We start from the raw sequence: 15,716 nt of genomic DNA, 5'->3' as shown, positions 1-15,716 counted from the left end.
CCAACAACGACAACGTCGAGGTGACTCCATCATGCAAGACTCCTTTCACGGGGTGATCGCCTTCGCGCTGCTTGCCCTCATGCTGTGGGTCGGCAGCCAGCTGCGAAGCCGGCTGAGCTGGCTTCGGGCCTCGCTGGTTCCGGCCAGCATCGTCGGCGGCCTGATCGGTTTTCTGGCGCTTTCGCTGGATCTGCTGCCGGGCTACTCACCCGCCGACTTCACCGCTCTGACCTTTCATTTCTTCACCCTGAGCTTCATGTCGCTATGCCTTACCGGGGGTGGTCGCCAGGACGCGCCCGGTGGTGGCGGCAGTATCGTGCGCGGCGGACTCTGGCTGACGCTTGCCTGGAGCATCAGCCTGGGCATGCAAGGTGCCATCGGCTTTCTGGTGGTGACCGGCTACGACGCCGTGACCGGCAGCGACGTCAGCGGATTTCTGGGAGCCATCGTGACCCACGGCTTTACCCAGGGGCCGGGCCAGGCGCTGACCTACGGCACCATCTGGGAGACCGAGTACGGCATCGCCAATGCCGCCCAGGTGGGGCTGATCTATGCCTCTCTGGGATTCTTGATGGCGTTTGCCCTGGGCGTGCCGCTTGCCCGGCGCTACCTGACCAAGGGGTTGAACGCCAATCGCGCCTCGCGCCTGGATGACAACTTTCGCCTGGGCTTCTTTACCCGGGCGGGCGACGACGAGGGCAACCAGCAGGCTCCCGGGATGGGGCGCATGGTGTCGCACCCGGGCAATCTGGATTCGCTGGCCTACCATCTGGGCCTGCTTGCCATCGCCTACGTGATCACCCACCTGTGGCTGACCTTCGTGCAGGGCATCATCGGCAATGCCTCGCCGTTCGGCATCAACGTCGGGGTGCTGTTCAGCCACAACCTGTTCTTTCTGCACGGGCTGGGTGTCTGTGTGCTGATGCGCATGGTGATCGATCGGCTCGGGCTTTCCCACCGTGTCGATGACGAGACGCTCAAGCGGATCACCGGCAGCGCGGTGGACTTCATGGTGGTGGGGACCCTCATGAGCATCCAGTTCGCGGTGCTCTACGCGCTGCTGGCGCCGATCCTGCTGGTGACCGTGACCGTGACGGTGACGATCGCCACCCTGGTGGGCTGTCTGTTGATCGGGCGGTTGAGCGGCAATCTGGGACCAGAGCGTACCGTGACCTCCTTTGGCTGCTGCTGCGGCTCCACCGGTACCGGGCTCTTGCTGTTGCGCATGATGGACGCCGACTTTTCCACCTCGGTGCCCAAGGAACTGGCCTTCTTCAATCTGGCTATCGTGGTGGTCAACCTGCACATCCTGATGATCTTCGCCCCCATCGTGCCGTCGCTGACGCCGGCGATCTATCTGCTGGTGTTCGGCGGCACCGCCATCGCCCTGATCGCCTGCATCCCGCTGATGCTGATGTGGGGGCGGCACGGCAGAGCCTCATCGCCCTCGTCGGGCTGGGCCGAGGGTGTTCCCACCCAAGGCCATGCCGCCGCCCAGTCAGACTCAGCCTCCGCGTCTTCGCCCACCATCAGCAAGGGAGCTGCCTCCTGATGAGCATCACCGTCTATCCCGCTCGACGCATCCTGACCATGAATCCGTCCCAGCCCGAGGCCACCCATGTCGCGGTGCAGGGAGATCGCATCCTGGCGGTGGGGGATGCGCAAGCGATGCCAACCGACGCCCGCATCGATGATCGTTTTGCCGACAAGGTGATCCTGCCGGGCTTCGTCGAAGGCCACAGCCACGCTCTGGAAGGCGCCATGTGGGACTACCTCTATCTCGGGTATTTCAGCCGGGTCGATGCCGAAGGCAAGGAGTGGCCGGGGCTGAAGAGCGTCGCCGAGATGCAGGCACGGCTGCGCCAGCATGCAGATAGCCTGCCGCCGGGCGAGCCGCTGGTCGCCTGGGGCTTTGATCCGGTCTACTTTCCCGGCCAGCGCTTAAGTCGCCACCAGCTCGACGAGGCGATGGGAGATCGACCGCTGGTGGTGCTGCACGCCAGCCTGCACGTGATGACCGTCAATTCGGCCATGCTGGCACTGTCCGGCATCAGCGAGGGGCCGCGGGTCGAGGGCATCATGCTCGACGAGGACGGCCAGCCCAATGGCGAGCTCCAGGAAATGGCCGCCATGTTCGTGGTGTTCGATGCCCTTGGCAGGAATCTATTCGAGGCGGTGGCGTCACCCGAGGTGCTCAGGCGCTACGGCGCCATCGCGGCGGCCAAGGGCGTCACCACCATCACCGATCTGTACAACCCCTTGAGCGATGACGCCATCGCCTCGATGGTCGAGGTGACCCGGGATGCCGATTTTCCGGTGCGGCTGGTGCCGGCCATGGGGGTGCTGGCGTGGTCGGCCGAGGAGGGCATCGCGCGGCTCCAGGCGGCGATGGGCCACAGCCATGAGCGGCTGGTGTTTGGCCCGGCCAAGCTGATGACCGACGGCTCGATCCAGGGCTATACCGCGCGGCTGAAGTGGCCCCACTACCATGATGGTCATCCCAACGGGTTGTGGAACGCCGAGCCAGAGGGACTGGTGGCGCTGGTACACGCCTACCACCAGGCGGGGCTTCAACTGCACATTCACACCAACGGTGACGAGGCCGTGGAGTTGATGCTGGACGCCCTGGAGGAGGCGCTGACCCTGTGGCCGCGCTTCGATCACCGCCATACCCTGCAGCACTGCCAGATCATCGACCATGCCCAGCTACGTCGCGCCGCCCGTCTTGGACTGTGCCTGAACATGTTCGCCAATCATCTCTACTACTGGGGTGATGTGCACCTGGAACGCACCCTGGGACCGACGCGCTGCCAGCGCCTGGAGCCGCTGGCCTCGGCCCGCCGACTGGGCATCGTCACCGCCATCCACAGCGATGCGCCGGTGACGCCGCTGGGGCCGCTGTTCACCGCCTGGTGTGCGGTCAACCGGCAGAGCGCCAGTGGCCAGACGCTGGGTCACCATGAGGCGGTGAGCGTGGAAGATGCACTGGAAATGATCACCCTGGGCGCTGCCATCACGCTGGGCATGGACGACCGTGTGGGTAGCTTGGACGTCGGCAAGTTTGCCGACATGGCGGTACTGGATGACGATCCATTGCAAGTTTTAGCACAGGATCTGCGACACATCCGGGTACACGCCACGGTGTCGGGAGGACGGGTGCATGAGGTGTGATGATCGGGTGCCGGTGACGGTGATCGCAGGTTTCCTGGGGGCGGGCAAGACCAGCTATCTCAACCGCCGGCTGGCGTCGGGGGATATCGAGGATGCTCTGATTCTGGTCAACGATGTCGGCGAGGTGAACGTCGATGTGGCGGCGATCGACTACCGCGACGATCGCGTGCTGTCGCTGTCCAACGGCTGCGTCTGCTGCACCCTGGGGGGCACCCTGGCCGAGCAGCTGTCCCAGGCGCTGCGACTCAAGGCCAGGCCAACGGAAATTCTGATCGAGGCCAGCGGCGTGGCCAATCCTCAACGGATCGCCGATATCGCCAGGCTGGCGCCGGGGCTTGAGCTTGCCGACATCGTGGTACTGGTGGATGCAAGCCAGGCTGGCCGTCTGGCGCTGGACGCCCAGGTGGGGGAGCTATGGCGCGCCCAGGTGCACGCCGCCCATCGTCTGCTGGTCAATCGTCTGCCCCAAGAGGACTGCGCTCGCGACCAGCTGCTCGGATGGCTGGGACAGCTCGCCCCCGGTGCGGCGGTGGCGACAGAGCCGGTACAAGTCGCTCCCGCGTCGTCCAGGACGACGTCCTCTGGCCCGGCCTTTTGGCAGGGAAATGGCGCCAAGGCATCGGCGGAGCCGTTCGCCGTGCGTGCCCGACACTCGGGGCTGACCGATGCCACCCTGCACCTCCGCCATCCGGTGGTTGCCGAGGAGCTGCAAGCGCTGCTCGAGCGTTACCGCGATTGCCTGTTTCGTGCCAAGGGTTTTGTCCGCTGTCGTCTGCCGAACGGGGAAGAATGGCGAAGCCTGCAATTGAGCGGCCAGCACCTTGCCTGGCAGAACCATGGACAACCCACCACCGGCGCCGTGCTGGTGTGCATCGGTCGTCAGGGCGAGCGTTTCACCCAGTTGGTGGAGCAGCTCAAGCAGCTCGACAGTGAGACTGATACGGCACCGATCGGGCGCTAGCCCAGTGCCTCCCGGATTCAGCTGGTGCGACGTGCCTGAGGCAGCAAGGCCGCCAGTCGTTCGATGCCGCGCTCGATGCGGGTCTCGTCGATGGCCGAGAAGCCGAGCCTCAGGGTGGGGCAATGCGCCGGGGTCAGGAAGTGCACCTCGCCGTTCTCGATCAGGATGCTGTGCTCCTCGGCCAGCCGTTTCAGCAGTGACACATCGGTGTCGGCGGGGGCCTCCAGCCAGAAGCAGGAGCCGCCGAAGGTGGAGCGGATACGCAGCCCGGGCAAGTGGGATGCGAGGGCGTCACGCATCAACAGCCAGCGGCGCTGGTAGGTTTGGCGAATCTGGCGCAGCAGCGCGTCGTGGTAGCCGCGGTCGAGAAACAGCGCCACGCTGCGCTGGTTGTTGGTGGCAGGGTGGCGCAGCATCAGCCGGCGCAGGGCGCGCGCCTCGGCGATAAAGGCGGGGGGCGCCACCATGTAGCCGAGCCGAAGGCCCGGCGCCAGGGTCTTGGACAGGCTGCCCACGTAGATCACCCGGCCATCGCTATCGAGGCTCTTGAGTGCCGGCGTCGGGTTGTCGACGAAGTTGGTCTCGCTCTCGTAGTCGTCCTCGATGACCAGATAGTTGTTGGCGCTGGCGCTGTCGAGCAGGTCGCGGCGGCGCTGCATCGGCAGGGTCACGCCGGTGGGCGACTGGTGGCTCGGGGTGACGTAGGCCAGGTGGCAATCGGCCAGGCGCTGATCGATCACCAGGCCCTGGTCGTCCACGTCCACCGCGACGATATCGTCGGTGAAGGTGCGGGCGATATTGACCATGTCGACGTAGCCAGGGTTCTCCATCGCGAAGCGTCGACCCGTCCCCAGGATCAGCATGGCGGTGATCCATAGCGCCTGCTGGGCGCCCACGGTGATCAGGATCTCTTCCGGCCGGGCCCAGACGCCACGGCGGGGCAGCAGCCGCTGGTGGATCTGTTCGATCAGCAGCGGGTCGTCTTCGCTCAGGTGGTCTGCCGACCAGCGGCGGATGGCCGGCACGCTGACCGAGTCGCGGCTGCACTCCCGCCAGTGCTGGGTGGGAAACAGGTTGGGGTCGATCTGACCGTAGAGGAAGGGGTAGTCGTAGTCGAGCCAGTTGGCCGGCTTGACGATGGTCGGTTGGCGCGAGGGTCGCATCGTCAACAAGTCGTTCCAGGGCGTCGCTGTGCCGGAGTGAGAGGTGGCGCTGGTGGCTGGGGGGGCGATGTCGGCCGGGGGCGTGACGCGTCCGGCGAGGATATCCGGATTGACGAAGTAGCCGCTGCGCTCCCGGGCGACCAGGTAGCCGTCGTCCAGCAGTTGCTCGTAGGCGATCATCACCGTGTTGCGGGCCACGCCCAGCTCCTTGGCGAGTTTGCGGCTCGAAGGCAGCGCCTCACCGGTGGGCAGGTGCCCCTCGAGGATGGCGTGGGCGATCTGCTCGCGAAGCTGGCACTGAAGGCTTTCCTGACGCTTTGCGTCGAGTCGAAACAGGGGGGCGCTCATACCGACGACGGGTTCCCGGATGGTGGTTATTGGACGAGTTCCGGCGTGGCCCAGGCCTGGCGGCCACGCCCGCCTACGATCTTACAGCGTCGACGTCTTGTCGAGGGCTGGCGGGTGCCTGGCCCAATCGATGTGGGGCCACTGGTCCTATGGCGTCGATGCTCGACGGGGGAGAGTGAGTCACATGGCGGGTCGTTCCTGACGGCGCTCGCCAGCCAATGACGATCAAGATGTGACACCCGCAACAAGATTCCGCTTTAAGCGGCACAACAATGATGGGAGTTCCGCATGCACACCAAGTCCCCTTTCCTCCGTACCACGCCCCCGCGCAACATGACTCCTGCGGCCATCGGCGCTGCCACCTCGACCCGGCCCCTCGGCCCACGCCCGCTGGTGGCGGCGGTCGCCCTGGCGCTGATGGGCGCCGCTGGCTCGGCCCAGGCGGCAACCTGGAAGATGGCGCTGGGCGACGCCGCCGGTGGCACCCAGCACGAGTTGGGACAGACATTCGCCAAGCTGATCGAGGAAAAGTCCGGCGGCGACGTCAGCGTGGACCTGTTTCCCAACGGCCAGCTGGGCAGTGAGCAGGATACCGTCAACAACGCCAGCATGGGCCTGCTCGACCTGTCGGTACTGGCGATCAACAACATCACGCCGTTCTCGCCGACGGTCGGCGTGATGACGCTGCCCTACGTGATCCAGAGTCCCGAGGACGCCCGCACCCTGACCCAGGGCGAGATCGGCCAGGAGATGGTCGACAACACCATCCGTGACGCCGGCGTGCGGATACTGGGCTGGGCCTACTCCGGCTGTCGCCGTCTGACCAACTCGGCGAGGCCAGTGGCGAGCCCCGAGGATCTGGATGGCCTGGTCATCCGGGTGCCCAAGAACGAGATCATGATCTCCGCCTACCAGTCCTGGGGCGTCAATCCCAACCCGCTGGCCTGGTCGGAAACCTTTACCGCCCTGCAGCAGGGCGTCGTCGACGGCCAGGACAACCCCTACATCACCATCGACGCGATGAAGTTCTACGAGGTCCAGGATCACGTCACCGACAGCTGTTATGTGTTCTCCATGGAGCCGTTGATCATGGGTGAAGGCATGTTCCAGAGCCTGTCCGAGGAGGAGCAGCAGTGGGTGCTGGAGGCCGCTCAGGAGGCCACCGATCACAGCTACGAGTATCTGCTGGCCCAGGAAGACGCGATCAAGACCCGGCTGGTGGAAGAGCACGGCATGGAGATCACCGAGCCCGCCGACGGCGAGCAGGCGTGGATCGAACAGGCCACCGCCATCTGGCCCGACTTCTACGACAGCATCGGCGGCAAGGCCAAGCTCGACGAGGCGCTCGCCGCGCTGGGACGTGAGCCAGCCCCCTGATCTGTCACGACGTCGCTATCGTCTTGAATCCTCCCGGCGCCTGACTCCAGGCGCCATGAATCATGGCACCGCCGGAAGTCTGCCATTGGACGCCAGGTGGTGCCTGCTCAGAGGTCGTCGTGATGAATCGTCTATGGAAGCTCGTGGACAACCTCGAGAACTGGCTGTGCCAGCTATTGCTGGTGACCTTTGTGGCGCTGCTGTTTGCCCAGATCATGCTGCGTAACCTGTTCAGCTATTCGCTGCCCTGGGCCGATGAGCTGGCTACCTACGCCTTCGTCTGGTTCGCCTACCTGGGGGCGGTCTACGCCGCCAAGAAGTCGGCCCATAACCGTGTCACCTTCCAGTTCCGTTTCTTCCCGCGCTGGGTGGAGCTGGCCTGCGGTGCGCTGACCGACCTGATCTGGATCGCCTTCAACCTGGTCTTCATCTGGCTCAGTTACGACTTCGTGTTCAACAAGATGAATACCTTCTGGAAGTCCCAGACCCTGGGCATCCCGATGAAGGTGTTCTACCTGATCCTGCCGCTAGCCTTTGTGCTGATGACCCTGCGCATCCTGCAGAACAACTACCTACGCTTCGTCAAGCATCGCGAGCCCGTCGATCCCGAGGCCGAGGCCATCGCCGAGGCCAAGTCCTCGACGCTGTCGTCATCCAACGAGAAGGGAGACTGATCCATGGAGACGACCATCATCTACGTGCTGTTCGGGGTGTTCTTTCTGCTGCTGGTGCTGGGCGCGCCGATCACGGTGTCGCTGGGGGTGGCCGCGCTTGCCACCTATCTGTCGCTGGGGGAGAACCCCATGGCCTTCGTGCAGATCGCCTTCACCTCGGTGGGGTCCTTTCCGCTGATGGCGCTGCCGGCCTTTATCCTCGCCGGGGCCTTGATGGAAGCCGCCGGCATCTCGCGACGCCTGGTGGATATCGCCGAGGCCTTCGCCGGGCCGGTGACCGGCGGTCTCGCCGCCGCCACGGTGTTCGCCTGCATGTTCTTCGGCGCGATTTCAGGCTCAGGGCCCGCCACCACCGCGGCGGTGGGCATGCTGATGATCCCGGCCATGGCCAACCGCGGCTATGATCGCGGCTATGGCTCTGCCATCACGGCGTCCTCCGGTGGCCTCGGCGTGGTGATACCGCCGTCCATTCCCATGGTCATCTTTGGTATCTCGGGGATGGGGCTGCAGCCACCGGCGGAGGCCGTGGCCGCTCACGGCGCCTTCCAGACGCTGTCGATTCCGAAGCTGTTCATCGCCGGCATCCTGCCCGGCATGGTGATCGCTGGCTGCCTGTTGACCGTCAACTACATCATCTCGCGCCGGCGCGGCTACAGCGGGCTGAGCGACAGCTGGTCCTGGGACACCATCGCCAGGAGTCTGAAGCGTGGCGTGTGGTCGATCCTGGCGCCGCTGATCATCCTTGGCGGTATCTACAGCGGTCTGTTTACGCCCACCGAGTCGGCCATCGTGGCCATCGCCTACACCCTGATCGTCGGCATCTTCCTGCACCGCGAGCTCAAGTGGAAGCCGGCGCTCAAGACTCTGGAGACCACCACCTGGATCACCGGACGGGTGCTGTTGATCCTGTTCACCGCCACGGTATTCGGCCGCTTGCTGGTCGAACAGCGGGTGCCGGCGGTGATCGCCGAGGGCATGCTGGGACTGACCGATAACCTGTACTTGATCTGGGCCATGGTTATCGCATTTCTGCTTTTTGTCGGCATGTTCATGGAAACCCTGGCGGCTATCATGATCCTGACGCCGGTATTGCTGCCGATCATGTACATGCTGGGCATGGACCCGGTGCACGTCGGTATCGTCGTCGTCTGTGCCCTGGCCATCGGCTTCCAGACGCCGCCCCTGGGGGAGAACCTGTTCGTGGCCTCGGGCATTGGCGGCGCCTCCATCGAGGAGATATCGATCAAGGCGCTGCCGTTTGCCGCAAGCTCGGTGTTCGCGCTGTTCGTGATCGCCTACTTCCCGGAAATATCGCTGTGGCTACCCCGTATGCTGGGGTATTGATTGCGCACCGTCAGCGCACCGCAAAAAAGGCCGGGTGTCTTCGCATGTCGCGGCGACCCGGCCTCTCGCCAAGGAGTCACGCCATGCCTGTTTCGATCTCGCGTCTTCTCTGTTGCCTGGGGCTGAAGGACGATTGCCGCCAGGTGCTTGCCCACACCCTGACGCTGGCCAAGGCCACCGGGGCCGAGGTTCACGTGCTGCATGCGGTCAAGTCGTTGTCCGATGACGTCATGCATACCCTCAAGGCCAACATCGGTGAACGCGCCACCCTGGATGGCTTGATGGAGCAGCGCCTGCGTCTGGCGCGAGAGCGTCTGGACGAATTTGTCGAGGCCTTCTGGCAAGAGCACGAAGCGAACCTGCCTGGGCGCGAGGTGGTGGCCGCCAAGTCGGTGCTGGAGGGTTACCCGGCATCGGAGATTACCCGCTACGCCGTGCGCCATGACTGCGACATGATCATCATGGCCACCAACAAGCGCGGCTTCGCCTCGTCCTATGCAGGCCGGGTGACCAAGGGCGTGATCAAGCGTGCCAGTGTGCCGGTGGTGGTGGTGCCACCGATGTAGCCACGAAGAACGTCAGTCTGGCTGGCCGAGCGTGTCCTGACCCGATCGGTCAGTCAGCGTACCTTGGCAATGCGTTCATGCGTTCATGCGTTCGTATGCTCAGTGGTCGAAGGTATCCTGCAGCTGCCCGGCGATACGCCGCATCAAGGGCGCCCACTCCATCAGCGAGTCGATGCTGTGGCGCAGCCGGGGCGCGTGGATCGCCAGCGTCGCCTGGATGCGCCCGGTCTGGTCGTACACCGGCACGGCGATGGCCACCATGCCCTGGATGAACTCCTCGTTGTCGGTGCTCAGCTCCTTTTCGGCGATGTCCGCCAGGCGTCGCTCCAGCTCGTCTGCTTCGGTGGCGGTGTAGGGGGTATAGGCCTCCAGCGGCAGGTGCTTGAGCAGCTGGCGGCGCTGGGCCGGCCCCATCAGCGCCAGAAACATCTTGCCGCTTGCGGTGCAGTGCAGCGGAAGACGTGAGCCCGGCGGCAGCTGTATGCGTACCGGCCAGTTGGTCTCCACCCGTTCGTAGTAGAGCACCTCGTGACCTTCGAGCAGGGTCAGGTTGCAGGTTTCGTTGACCTCTTCGGCCAGGCGCTTGAGCAGCATACGGCGCGGCGCCTTGAGGCTCTCGTTGGCGAGCACGCCCATGGCCATGCGGTGCAGTCGTTCGCCGGGAAGCAGATGCCGTCCTTCCACGTCGCGCACGATCAGATCCTGCTCTTCGAGCTGCTTGAGCAGGCGATGCAGGGTGGGCTTGGGAATGTCGAGCTGACGCTCCAGGTCCGAGGCGCTGACGCCGTGGATCGAGGTGGCGATGGTTTCCAGCAGTACCAGGCCTCGTTGCAGCGTCGAATTGGTCGTGGTCCGAGTGCTTGCTGTAGACATACGCGATCCTTGACGACGGAAAATGGTGGCAGGCACTCATGATAACGCGGCAAGCCCGGTGAGGCTTGCCGCGTGCTCCTGCTTGCCTGTCGGTGTTACAGGTTCACCAGCATCAGTGACAGCGCCGGCCACATCGAGATGGCGATCCAGCAACTGATCAGCGCAATGAAGTAGGGGATGACGAACTTCACCAGGCGCAGGTAGGGGATCCCGGTGATGCTCGAGGCCACGTAGAGGTTGAGGCCGAAGGGCGGGGTGACGAAGCCGATGGCGGCGCCGACCAGGAAGATCACCGCGAAGTGGATCGGGTCGACCCCGGCGTTCTGGGCGATGGGCGCCAGGATCGGTGCCAGGATGATGGTCACCGGCAGGCTCTCGAGGATCATCCCGGCCAGCAGGATCATCAGCATGCAGGCCCCCAGGATCACGTAGTAGTTGCCCAGACCGCTGAGCAGGTCCTGCAGCGCCTGGCCCGCGCCCAGCACCGACAGCAGTTGCTGCATCACCACCGAGATCGCGATCAACGGCGCCAGCATGCCGGCGATCTGGCCCGAGCGCAGCATGATCGAGGGCAGCGCGGTGAAGCGAATCTCGCGGGTGATCAGTAGCCCCGCGATCAGGGTGAAGCCCACGGTGATGGCGGCGGCCTCGGTGGGCGAGAACTTGCCCGAATAGATGCCGTAGATCACCACCCCGATGGTAGCGAAGCCGAGATAGGCGCGCCTGGCGAAGCGCGCGCTTTCACCCGCCTTGAACGGAATCAGGGTGCCCCAGCCGTGACGTCGCGCCACCAGGTGACAGGCCGCCATCATGCCGAACACCATCATCGCCCCGGGGATCATGCCGGCGATGAACAGGTCGCTGATCGACAGGTTCATCATGAAGCCGTAGACGATAAAGATGATCGACGGCGGGATGATGATGCCGACCGTTCCGCCGGAGGCGGCGGTGGCGGCGGAAAAGCGCTCGTCGTAGCCGTTCTTGACCATCTCCGGCTGCATGATCGAGCCGATGGTGGCGGTGGTGCCGGCGTTGGACCCGGAGATCGCCGCGAACAGGCCGCAGGCGCCGAGGGTGGCCATGCCCATGCCGCCACGCAGCCAGCCCAGTACCGAATAGGCGAAGTCGGACAGTCGCTTGGCGATGCCGGCGGCGTTGATCAAGTCGCCGGTCAGGATGAACAGCGGCAGGGCCAGCAGGCCGAAGAAGCTCAGGCCCTGGAACAGGGTGACCCCAATATTGGCCAGGGTGAAGTCGATGATCAGGCTGGTGCCGACCACCCACAGGCCGATCACCAGGAAGATCGGTACCCCCAGCAGAAAGATGGTGGTGCAGCCCGCGGTGACCAGGCCGATAAGCATGCCGTCGGTCATGACGTCTCTCCTAGTCCATGATGGACGGTTGCAGGTTGAACGGCTCGCGGCGCCGGAAGCGTGCGATGTCGCTGGCCAGGTTCTGCAGCACCCGGAAGATGATCAGGGCCCAGGCCAGCGGCGTGGCCAGGTAGAACCACCACTGCATGACGTTGTCGGTGCCCGGCACGATGGCGAAGTTCATGTGCGCCAGTTCCACCTGGGCGATGGTGAAGTGGATGACCAGGGCGCCGAAGCCGATCCACAGCACGGCGTCGAGCACCTGGCAGGCGAACTGGCCGGCGTAGGGCAGGCGCATGCGAATCTCGTTGAGCGACAGGTGGGTACGCTGCTTGACGTTGAGCGAGGCGCCGAACCAGGTCAGCCACAGAAACAGCAGCACCGGAATGCTGGTGCTCCAGGGCGCCTGCAGGCTGAAGAAGAATCGGCGGATGACCTCGACGAAGATGATGCCCGCCATGCCGCTGTAGGAGATCAGGATGATCACCTTTTCCAGATTGGCGTCGAGCCACTTGAGTGGCGCCAGCCAGGCGGGGGTCGGCCGATCGGCGACGTCGTTCGACGTCGCCTGGGCCGCGGTGGCCTTGTGATCGGTCATTACGCCCTCCACCAGCGCTTCGGCGCCACGTTGACCGCCGCCATCTCACGCGGGATCTCCCGGGCGATGGTGTGGATTTCCTTGTAGATGTCGACGTCGCCGGCCCAGGCATTGAGCCGCTCGCGCCACTGCTCCCAGGGCTCTGGATTGAACTCCGGGGCGCATAGCTGCTCGGCCTGGGCGCGGATCTCGTCGGACAGCGGGGCCACCCGCACGTTGTTCTCGGCGAACACGGTGCCGGCGGCGGGGTGTTCGGTGGCGCCGACGATCTGGTAGCGGCCGGCCTCGTTCATGCCCTGGGTAAAGATCTGGGCGGCGTAGGCCGACTCCATCACTTGATCCTGCAGCTCGGCGTCCAGCGCCTCGAATTTCGACAGGTTCATGGCGGTGTGCTCGGTACCGGCGAAGAAGCGCAGGTCGACCGCCTGGGACACCACCGGCGCCATGCCAGCGTAGGCCACCGCGCTCATCCAGGTCTCGGCGCCGTCCAGCAGGCCCTGACGCAGGCCGTCCAGGGTCTCTTCCCAGGCCACCGGGACCGGGTTGAGGCCAAGCTGTTCCATGGCGATGCGGCCAAGCTGGGTGCCGGTGACGCGGTTCTTGGTGCCCTGCAGCACCTCGAGGCTGTCCACTAGCGGCTTGTCGGCCCAGCTCTGGCCCATCATCAGCCCGCGCAGGTCGCAGTGGGTGAACAGGAACTGCAGGTTGTGGCGCTGGCGCATCGGCTCGCGCAGCAGGGCCTCGCTGCGAGGGTCGTAGAAGAAGTGAAACATCGAGGCGACGCTCGGGAACATGTAGGCGAAGTCCAGCACGTTCAGGTAGGGCGCGCCGCCGGCGGAATTCTGGGTCGAGGCCGAGAAGATGTCGACGATGCCCTGCTGGGCCTTGCTGACGCAGTCGAGCTGGTTGCAGACCTCGTTGGAGCCCATGAACTCGACGCGGATGGCGCCGTTGGTGCGCTCCTCGACGTCACGGGCGAAGAACAGCTGCCCGGACTTCTGGATATCGAGGTTGCGCTCGTTGAAGCCCGAGGCGCCAAAGCGCAGCTGGAACTTGGGTTCGGTCTGATAGCGGCGTTGCTGCTCGGCGTCGGCGGCTCGGGCCAGGCTCGAGGCGGTGAGGCCAGCGCCCAGACCACTGGCGGCCAGCAGCGTGGAGGTCATGCCGAAGCGGCCCGAGATATTCAGGAAGTCGCGGCGCGACACGTCTGATGAGAAGAGGCGTGAACTCATGGAAGGCTCCCAGTCTTGTGTTTGGTGTAGGGATGCAGGGGAGTGCCGGGGCGTTCGCGCTTGGCGATCGTCGCCTGGCACCGGGCCCGACAAAGGGCCTTGACCACACCTTAGAAGTCTCTCGGGAATAGATCAATAAAAATGAGTTTTTTTGTCTCGATATTGATCTTTTGAGAAAACTGTCTAGCATCAATTGAGACAAAACGTCTCGATTGAGTGAGCGACATGACAACCACAACACCACCGCCAGAGGCTTTCGACTACATCATCGTGGGGGCGGGCTCCGCCGGCTGCGTGCTGGCCAACCGTCTGAGCGAGGATCCCAAGGTGTCGGTACTGCTGCTCGAGGCCGGCGGGTCCGACTGGAATCCGTGGATCCACGTGCCCGTGGGCTACTTCAAGACCATGCACAATCCGGCCACCGACTGGTGCTACCTCACCGATCCCGACGAGGGCATCGACGGTCGCCGGCTGCAGTGGCCCAGGGGCAAGGTGCTGGGAGGGTCAAGCTCGCTCAATGGGCTTCTGTACATCCGCGGTCAGCGCGAGGACTACGACGATTGGGCGCAGCTTGGCAACGACGGCTGGGACTACGACTCGGTGCTGCCCTACTTCAAGAAGTCGGAGTGCCAGGAGCGGGGCGCCGATGACTACCACGGTGCCGACGGCCCCTTGAAGGTCTCGGATCTGCGCCTGCGCCGCGAGATCGCCGAACGCTTCATCGAGGCGGCCAAGGCCTCGGGGATTCCCGAGAACCGCGACGTCAACGGGGCCAGGCAAGAAGGCGTGGGCTACTTCCAGCAGACCTCCTACAAGGGCTTTCGCTGCTCGACCGCCAAGGCGTTTCTGCGTCCGGCGCTCAAGCGCCCCAATCTCACCCTGGTCAAGCGTGCCCACTGTCAGCGGCTGCTGCTGGAGGGCAAGCGCGTGGTCGGGGTCGAGTACCGCCAGGGGCAGAGCACCCATCGGGCGAGCGCCAGGCTCGAGGTGCTGCTGTCCAGCGGCGCCATCGGCTCGCCGCAGATCCTGCAGTGCTCCGGCATCGGGGACCCCGACCACCTGGCCGAGGTCGGCGTCGACTGCCACCACGCACTACCGGGCGTCGGCGAGAATCTGCAGGACCATCTGCAGATCCGGCTGGTGTTCAAGACCTCCTGTCGCACCCTCAACGACGAGGTGCGTCATCCGCTGAGAAAGCTGGCGGTAGGCACCCAGTACGCCCTGACCCGCACCGGACCGCTGACCCTGGCGGCCAGTCAGGTGTGCATCTTCACCCAGTCGCGGGAGGGCCTGGATCGCCCGGATATCCAGTTCCACATGCAGCCGCTATCGGCGGACAAGCCGGCCGAAGGGGTGCATCCGTTCTCGGCCTTCACCTCCTCGGTGTGCCAGTTGCGTCCGACCAGCCGGGGGCGTATTCGCATCACCAGCGCCGACCCCGCCGTCTATCCCTCGATCCAGCCCAACTACCTGAGCACCGAAGAAGACTGTCGCGTGGCGGTGGACGCCATCAAGGTGGCGCGACGCATCGCCGAGCAGGCACCGCTTGCCGAGGTGATCACCGATGAATACGTGCCGGGGCGGGAGTATCAGAGCGACGAGCAATTGCTCGAGGCCGCCCGGCGCTACAGTCAGACCATCTACCACCCGGCGGGCACCTGCAAGATGGGCCACGACGACCTGGCGGTGGTCGATGACCGACTGCGGGTGCACGGCCTCGAGGGACTGAGGGTGGTGGACGCCTCGATCATGCCGATCATCGTCTCGGGCAACACCAACGCCCCGACCATCATGATCGCCGAACGCGCGGCGGACATGATCAAGGCCGATCGCCGTGCCCAGGCGCGCGTCGCCTGACGTGCAGCGCTGGAATCTCGACAGCGGATCGATGCCATCGGGGCCTGGCCTTACTCGAGGCCGCGCTCTGGCCCTAACGTCGCGGTAGCGGGCTGGGCCAGGATCAAATCAATAGCGCGTCATCGGCTGACCCGCTGAGCGCGCCCCCTGATACGCGAACAACGAATAAACGAGAGGAC

13 protein-coding genes are annotated in these 15,716 nt (G+C 64.9%); 8 read left to right on the top strand and 5 right to left on the bottom strand.

Annotation, left to right across the window (positions count from 1 at the left end):
• The first annotated feature begins 31 nt into the window (after window positions 1-31).
• Genes KUW00_RS12105 through KUW00_RS12095 form a run of 3 tightly spaced genes read left to right on the top strand, consistent with a single transcriptional unit; the run spans window position 32 to window position 4,132 of the window.
• The gene (locus KUW00_RS12105; RefSeq protein ID WP_222569192.1) at window positions 32-1,552 is read left to right on the top strand and encodes a sodium/glutamate symporter; all 1,521 of its coding nucleotides are present in this window, start codon (window positions 32-34) and stop codon (window positions 1,550-1,552) included.
• Window positions 1,552-3,171, top strand: a complete 1,620-nt coding sequence (locus tag KUW00_RS12100) for an amidohydrolase (protein ID WP_222569191.1) — start codon at window positions 1,552-1,554, stop codon at window positions 3,169-3,171. Before KUW00_RS12105 ends, KUW00_RS12100 begins: the two co-directional genes overlap by 1 nt.
• Entirely contained in the window at window positions 3,161-4,132 is a 972-nt protein-coding gene (locus KUW00_RS12095) for a CobW family GTP-binding protein (protein ID WP_222569190.1), read from the top strand. The genes KUW00_RS12100 and KUW00_RS12095 overlap by 11 nt, the downstream gene beginning before the upstream one ends.
• Before the next feature lie 17 nt (window positions 4,133-4,149).
• On the opposite strand, the gene KUW00_RS12090 is transcribed toward KUW00_RS12095, so the two are convergent.
• On the bottom strand, window positions 4,150-5,643 hold the full coding sequence (locus KUW00_RS12090) for a PLP-dependent aminotransferase family protein (protein WP_222569189.1): 1,494 nt from the start codon (window positions 5,641-5,643) through the stop codon (window positions 4,150-4,152).
• Between the two features lie 288 nt (window positions 5,644-5,931).
• On the opposite strand from KUW00_RS12090, the gene KUW00_RS12085 reads away from it, so the two are divergent.
• From KUW00_RS12085 to KUW00_RS12070, 4 genes are all read left to right on the top strand, one after another.
• Window positions 5,932-7,020 (top strand): TRAP transporter substrate-binding protein, encoded by a 1,089-nt coding sequence (locus KUW00_RS12085; protein WP_261392142.1) that lies wholly within the window; start codon window positions 5,932-5,934, stop codon window positions 7,018-7,020.
• Window positions 7,021-7,142: 122 nt separating this feature from the next.
• Entirely contained in the window at window positions 7,143-7,694 is a 552-nt protein-coding gene (locus tag KUW00_RS12080; RefSeq protein WP_108131565.1) for a TRAP transporter small permease, read from the top strand.
• A gap of 3 nt (window positions 7,695-7,697) precedes the next feature.
• Window positions 7,698-9,038 carry a TRAP transporter large permease gene (locus KUW00_RS12075; protein WP_045991947.1) on the top strand — a complete coding sequence of 447 codons (1,341 nt, stop codon included), beginning with the start codon at window positions 7,698-7,700 and terminating at the stop codon, window positions 9,036-9,038.
• An 83-nt stretch (window positions 9,039-9,121) separates the two neighbouring features.
• On the top strand, window positions 9,122-9,604 hold the full coding sequence (locus KUW00_RS12070; RefSeq protein WP_045991948.1) for a universal stress protein: 483 nt from the start codon (window positions 9,122-9,124) through the stop codon (window positions 9,602-9,604).
• 99 nt (window positions 9,605-9,703) lie between these two features.
• On the opposite strand, the gene KUW00_RS12065 is transcribed toward KUW00_RS12070, so the two are convergent.
• The 4 genes from KUW00_RS12065 to KUW00_RS12050 all read right to left on the bottom strand — a co-directional run bounded on the left by KUW00_RS12065 (window position 9,704) and on the right by KUW00_RS12050 (window position 13,680).
• Complete coding sequence (locus tag KUW00_RS12065) at window positions 9,704-10,477, bottom strand: IclR family transcriptional regulator (protein ID WP_045991949.1); 774 nt, start codon at window positions 10,475-10,477, stop codon at window positions 9,704-9,706.
• Between the two features lie 95 nt (window positions 10,478-10,572).
• Window positions 10,573-11,850: a TRAP transporter large permease gene (locus tag KUW00_RS12060; protein ID WP_045991950.1), complete on the bottom strand. Its 1,278-nt coding sequence runs from the start codon at window positions 11,848-11,850 to the stop codon at window positions 10,573-10,575.
• A gap of 10 nt (window positions 11,851-11,860) precedes the next feature.
• Window positions 11,861-12,448, bottom strand: coding sequence for a TRAP transporter small permease (locus KUW00_RS12055; protein ID WP_222569188.1), 588 nt, complete (start codon window positions 12,446-12,448; stop codon window positions 11,861-11,863).
• Window positions 12,448-13,680, bottom strand: a complete 1,233-nt coding sequence (locus tag KUW00_RS12050; protein ID WP_197037057.1) for a TRAP transporter substrate-binding protein — start codon at window positions 13,678-13,680, stop codon at window positions 12,448-12,450. Before KUW00_RS12050 ends, KUW00_RS12055 begins: the two co-directional genes overlap by 1 nt.
• A gap of 225 nt (window positions 13,681-13,905) precedes the next feature.
• On the opposite strand from KUW00_RS12050, the gene KUW00_RS12045 reads away from it, so the two are divergent.
• Window positions 13,906-15,537, top strand: coding sequence for a GMC family oxidoreductase (locus KUW00_RS12045; protein WP_222569187.1), 1,632 nt, complete (start codon window positions 13,906-13,908; stop codon window positions 15,535-15,537).
• Window positions 15,538-15,716: the final 179 nt, after the last annotated feature.

It is taken from the genome of Halomonas sp. DP5N14-9 (genome assembly GCF_019802175.1).
Taxonomy (GTDB): Bacteria; Pseudomonadota; Gammaproteobacteria; order Pseudomonadales; family Halomonadaceae; genus Halomonas; species Halomonas litopenaei.
Note: the sequence above shows the minus strand (reverse complement) of the source record. Positions and strands in the feature narration are given on the sequence as shown.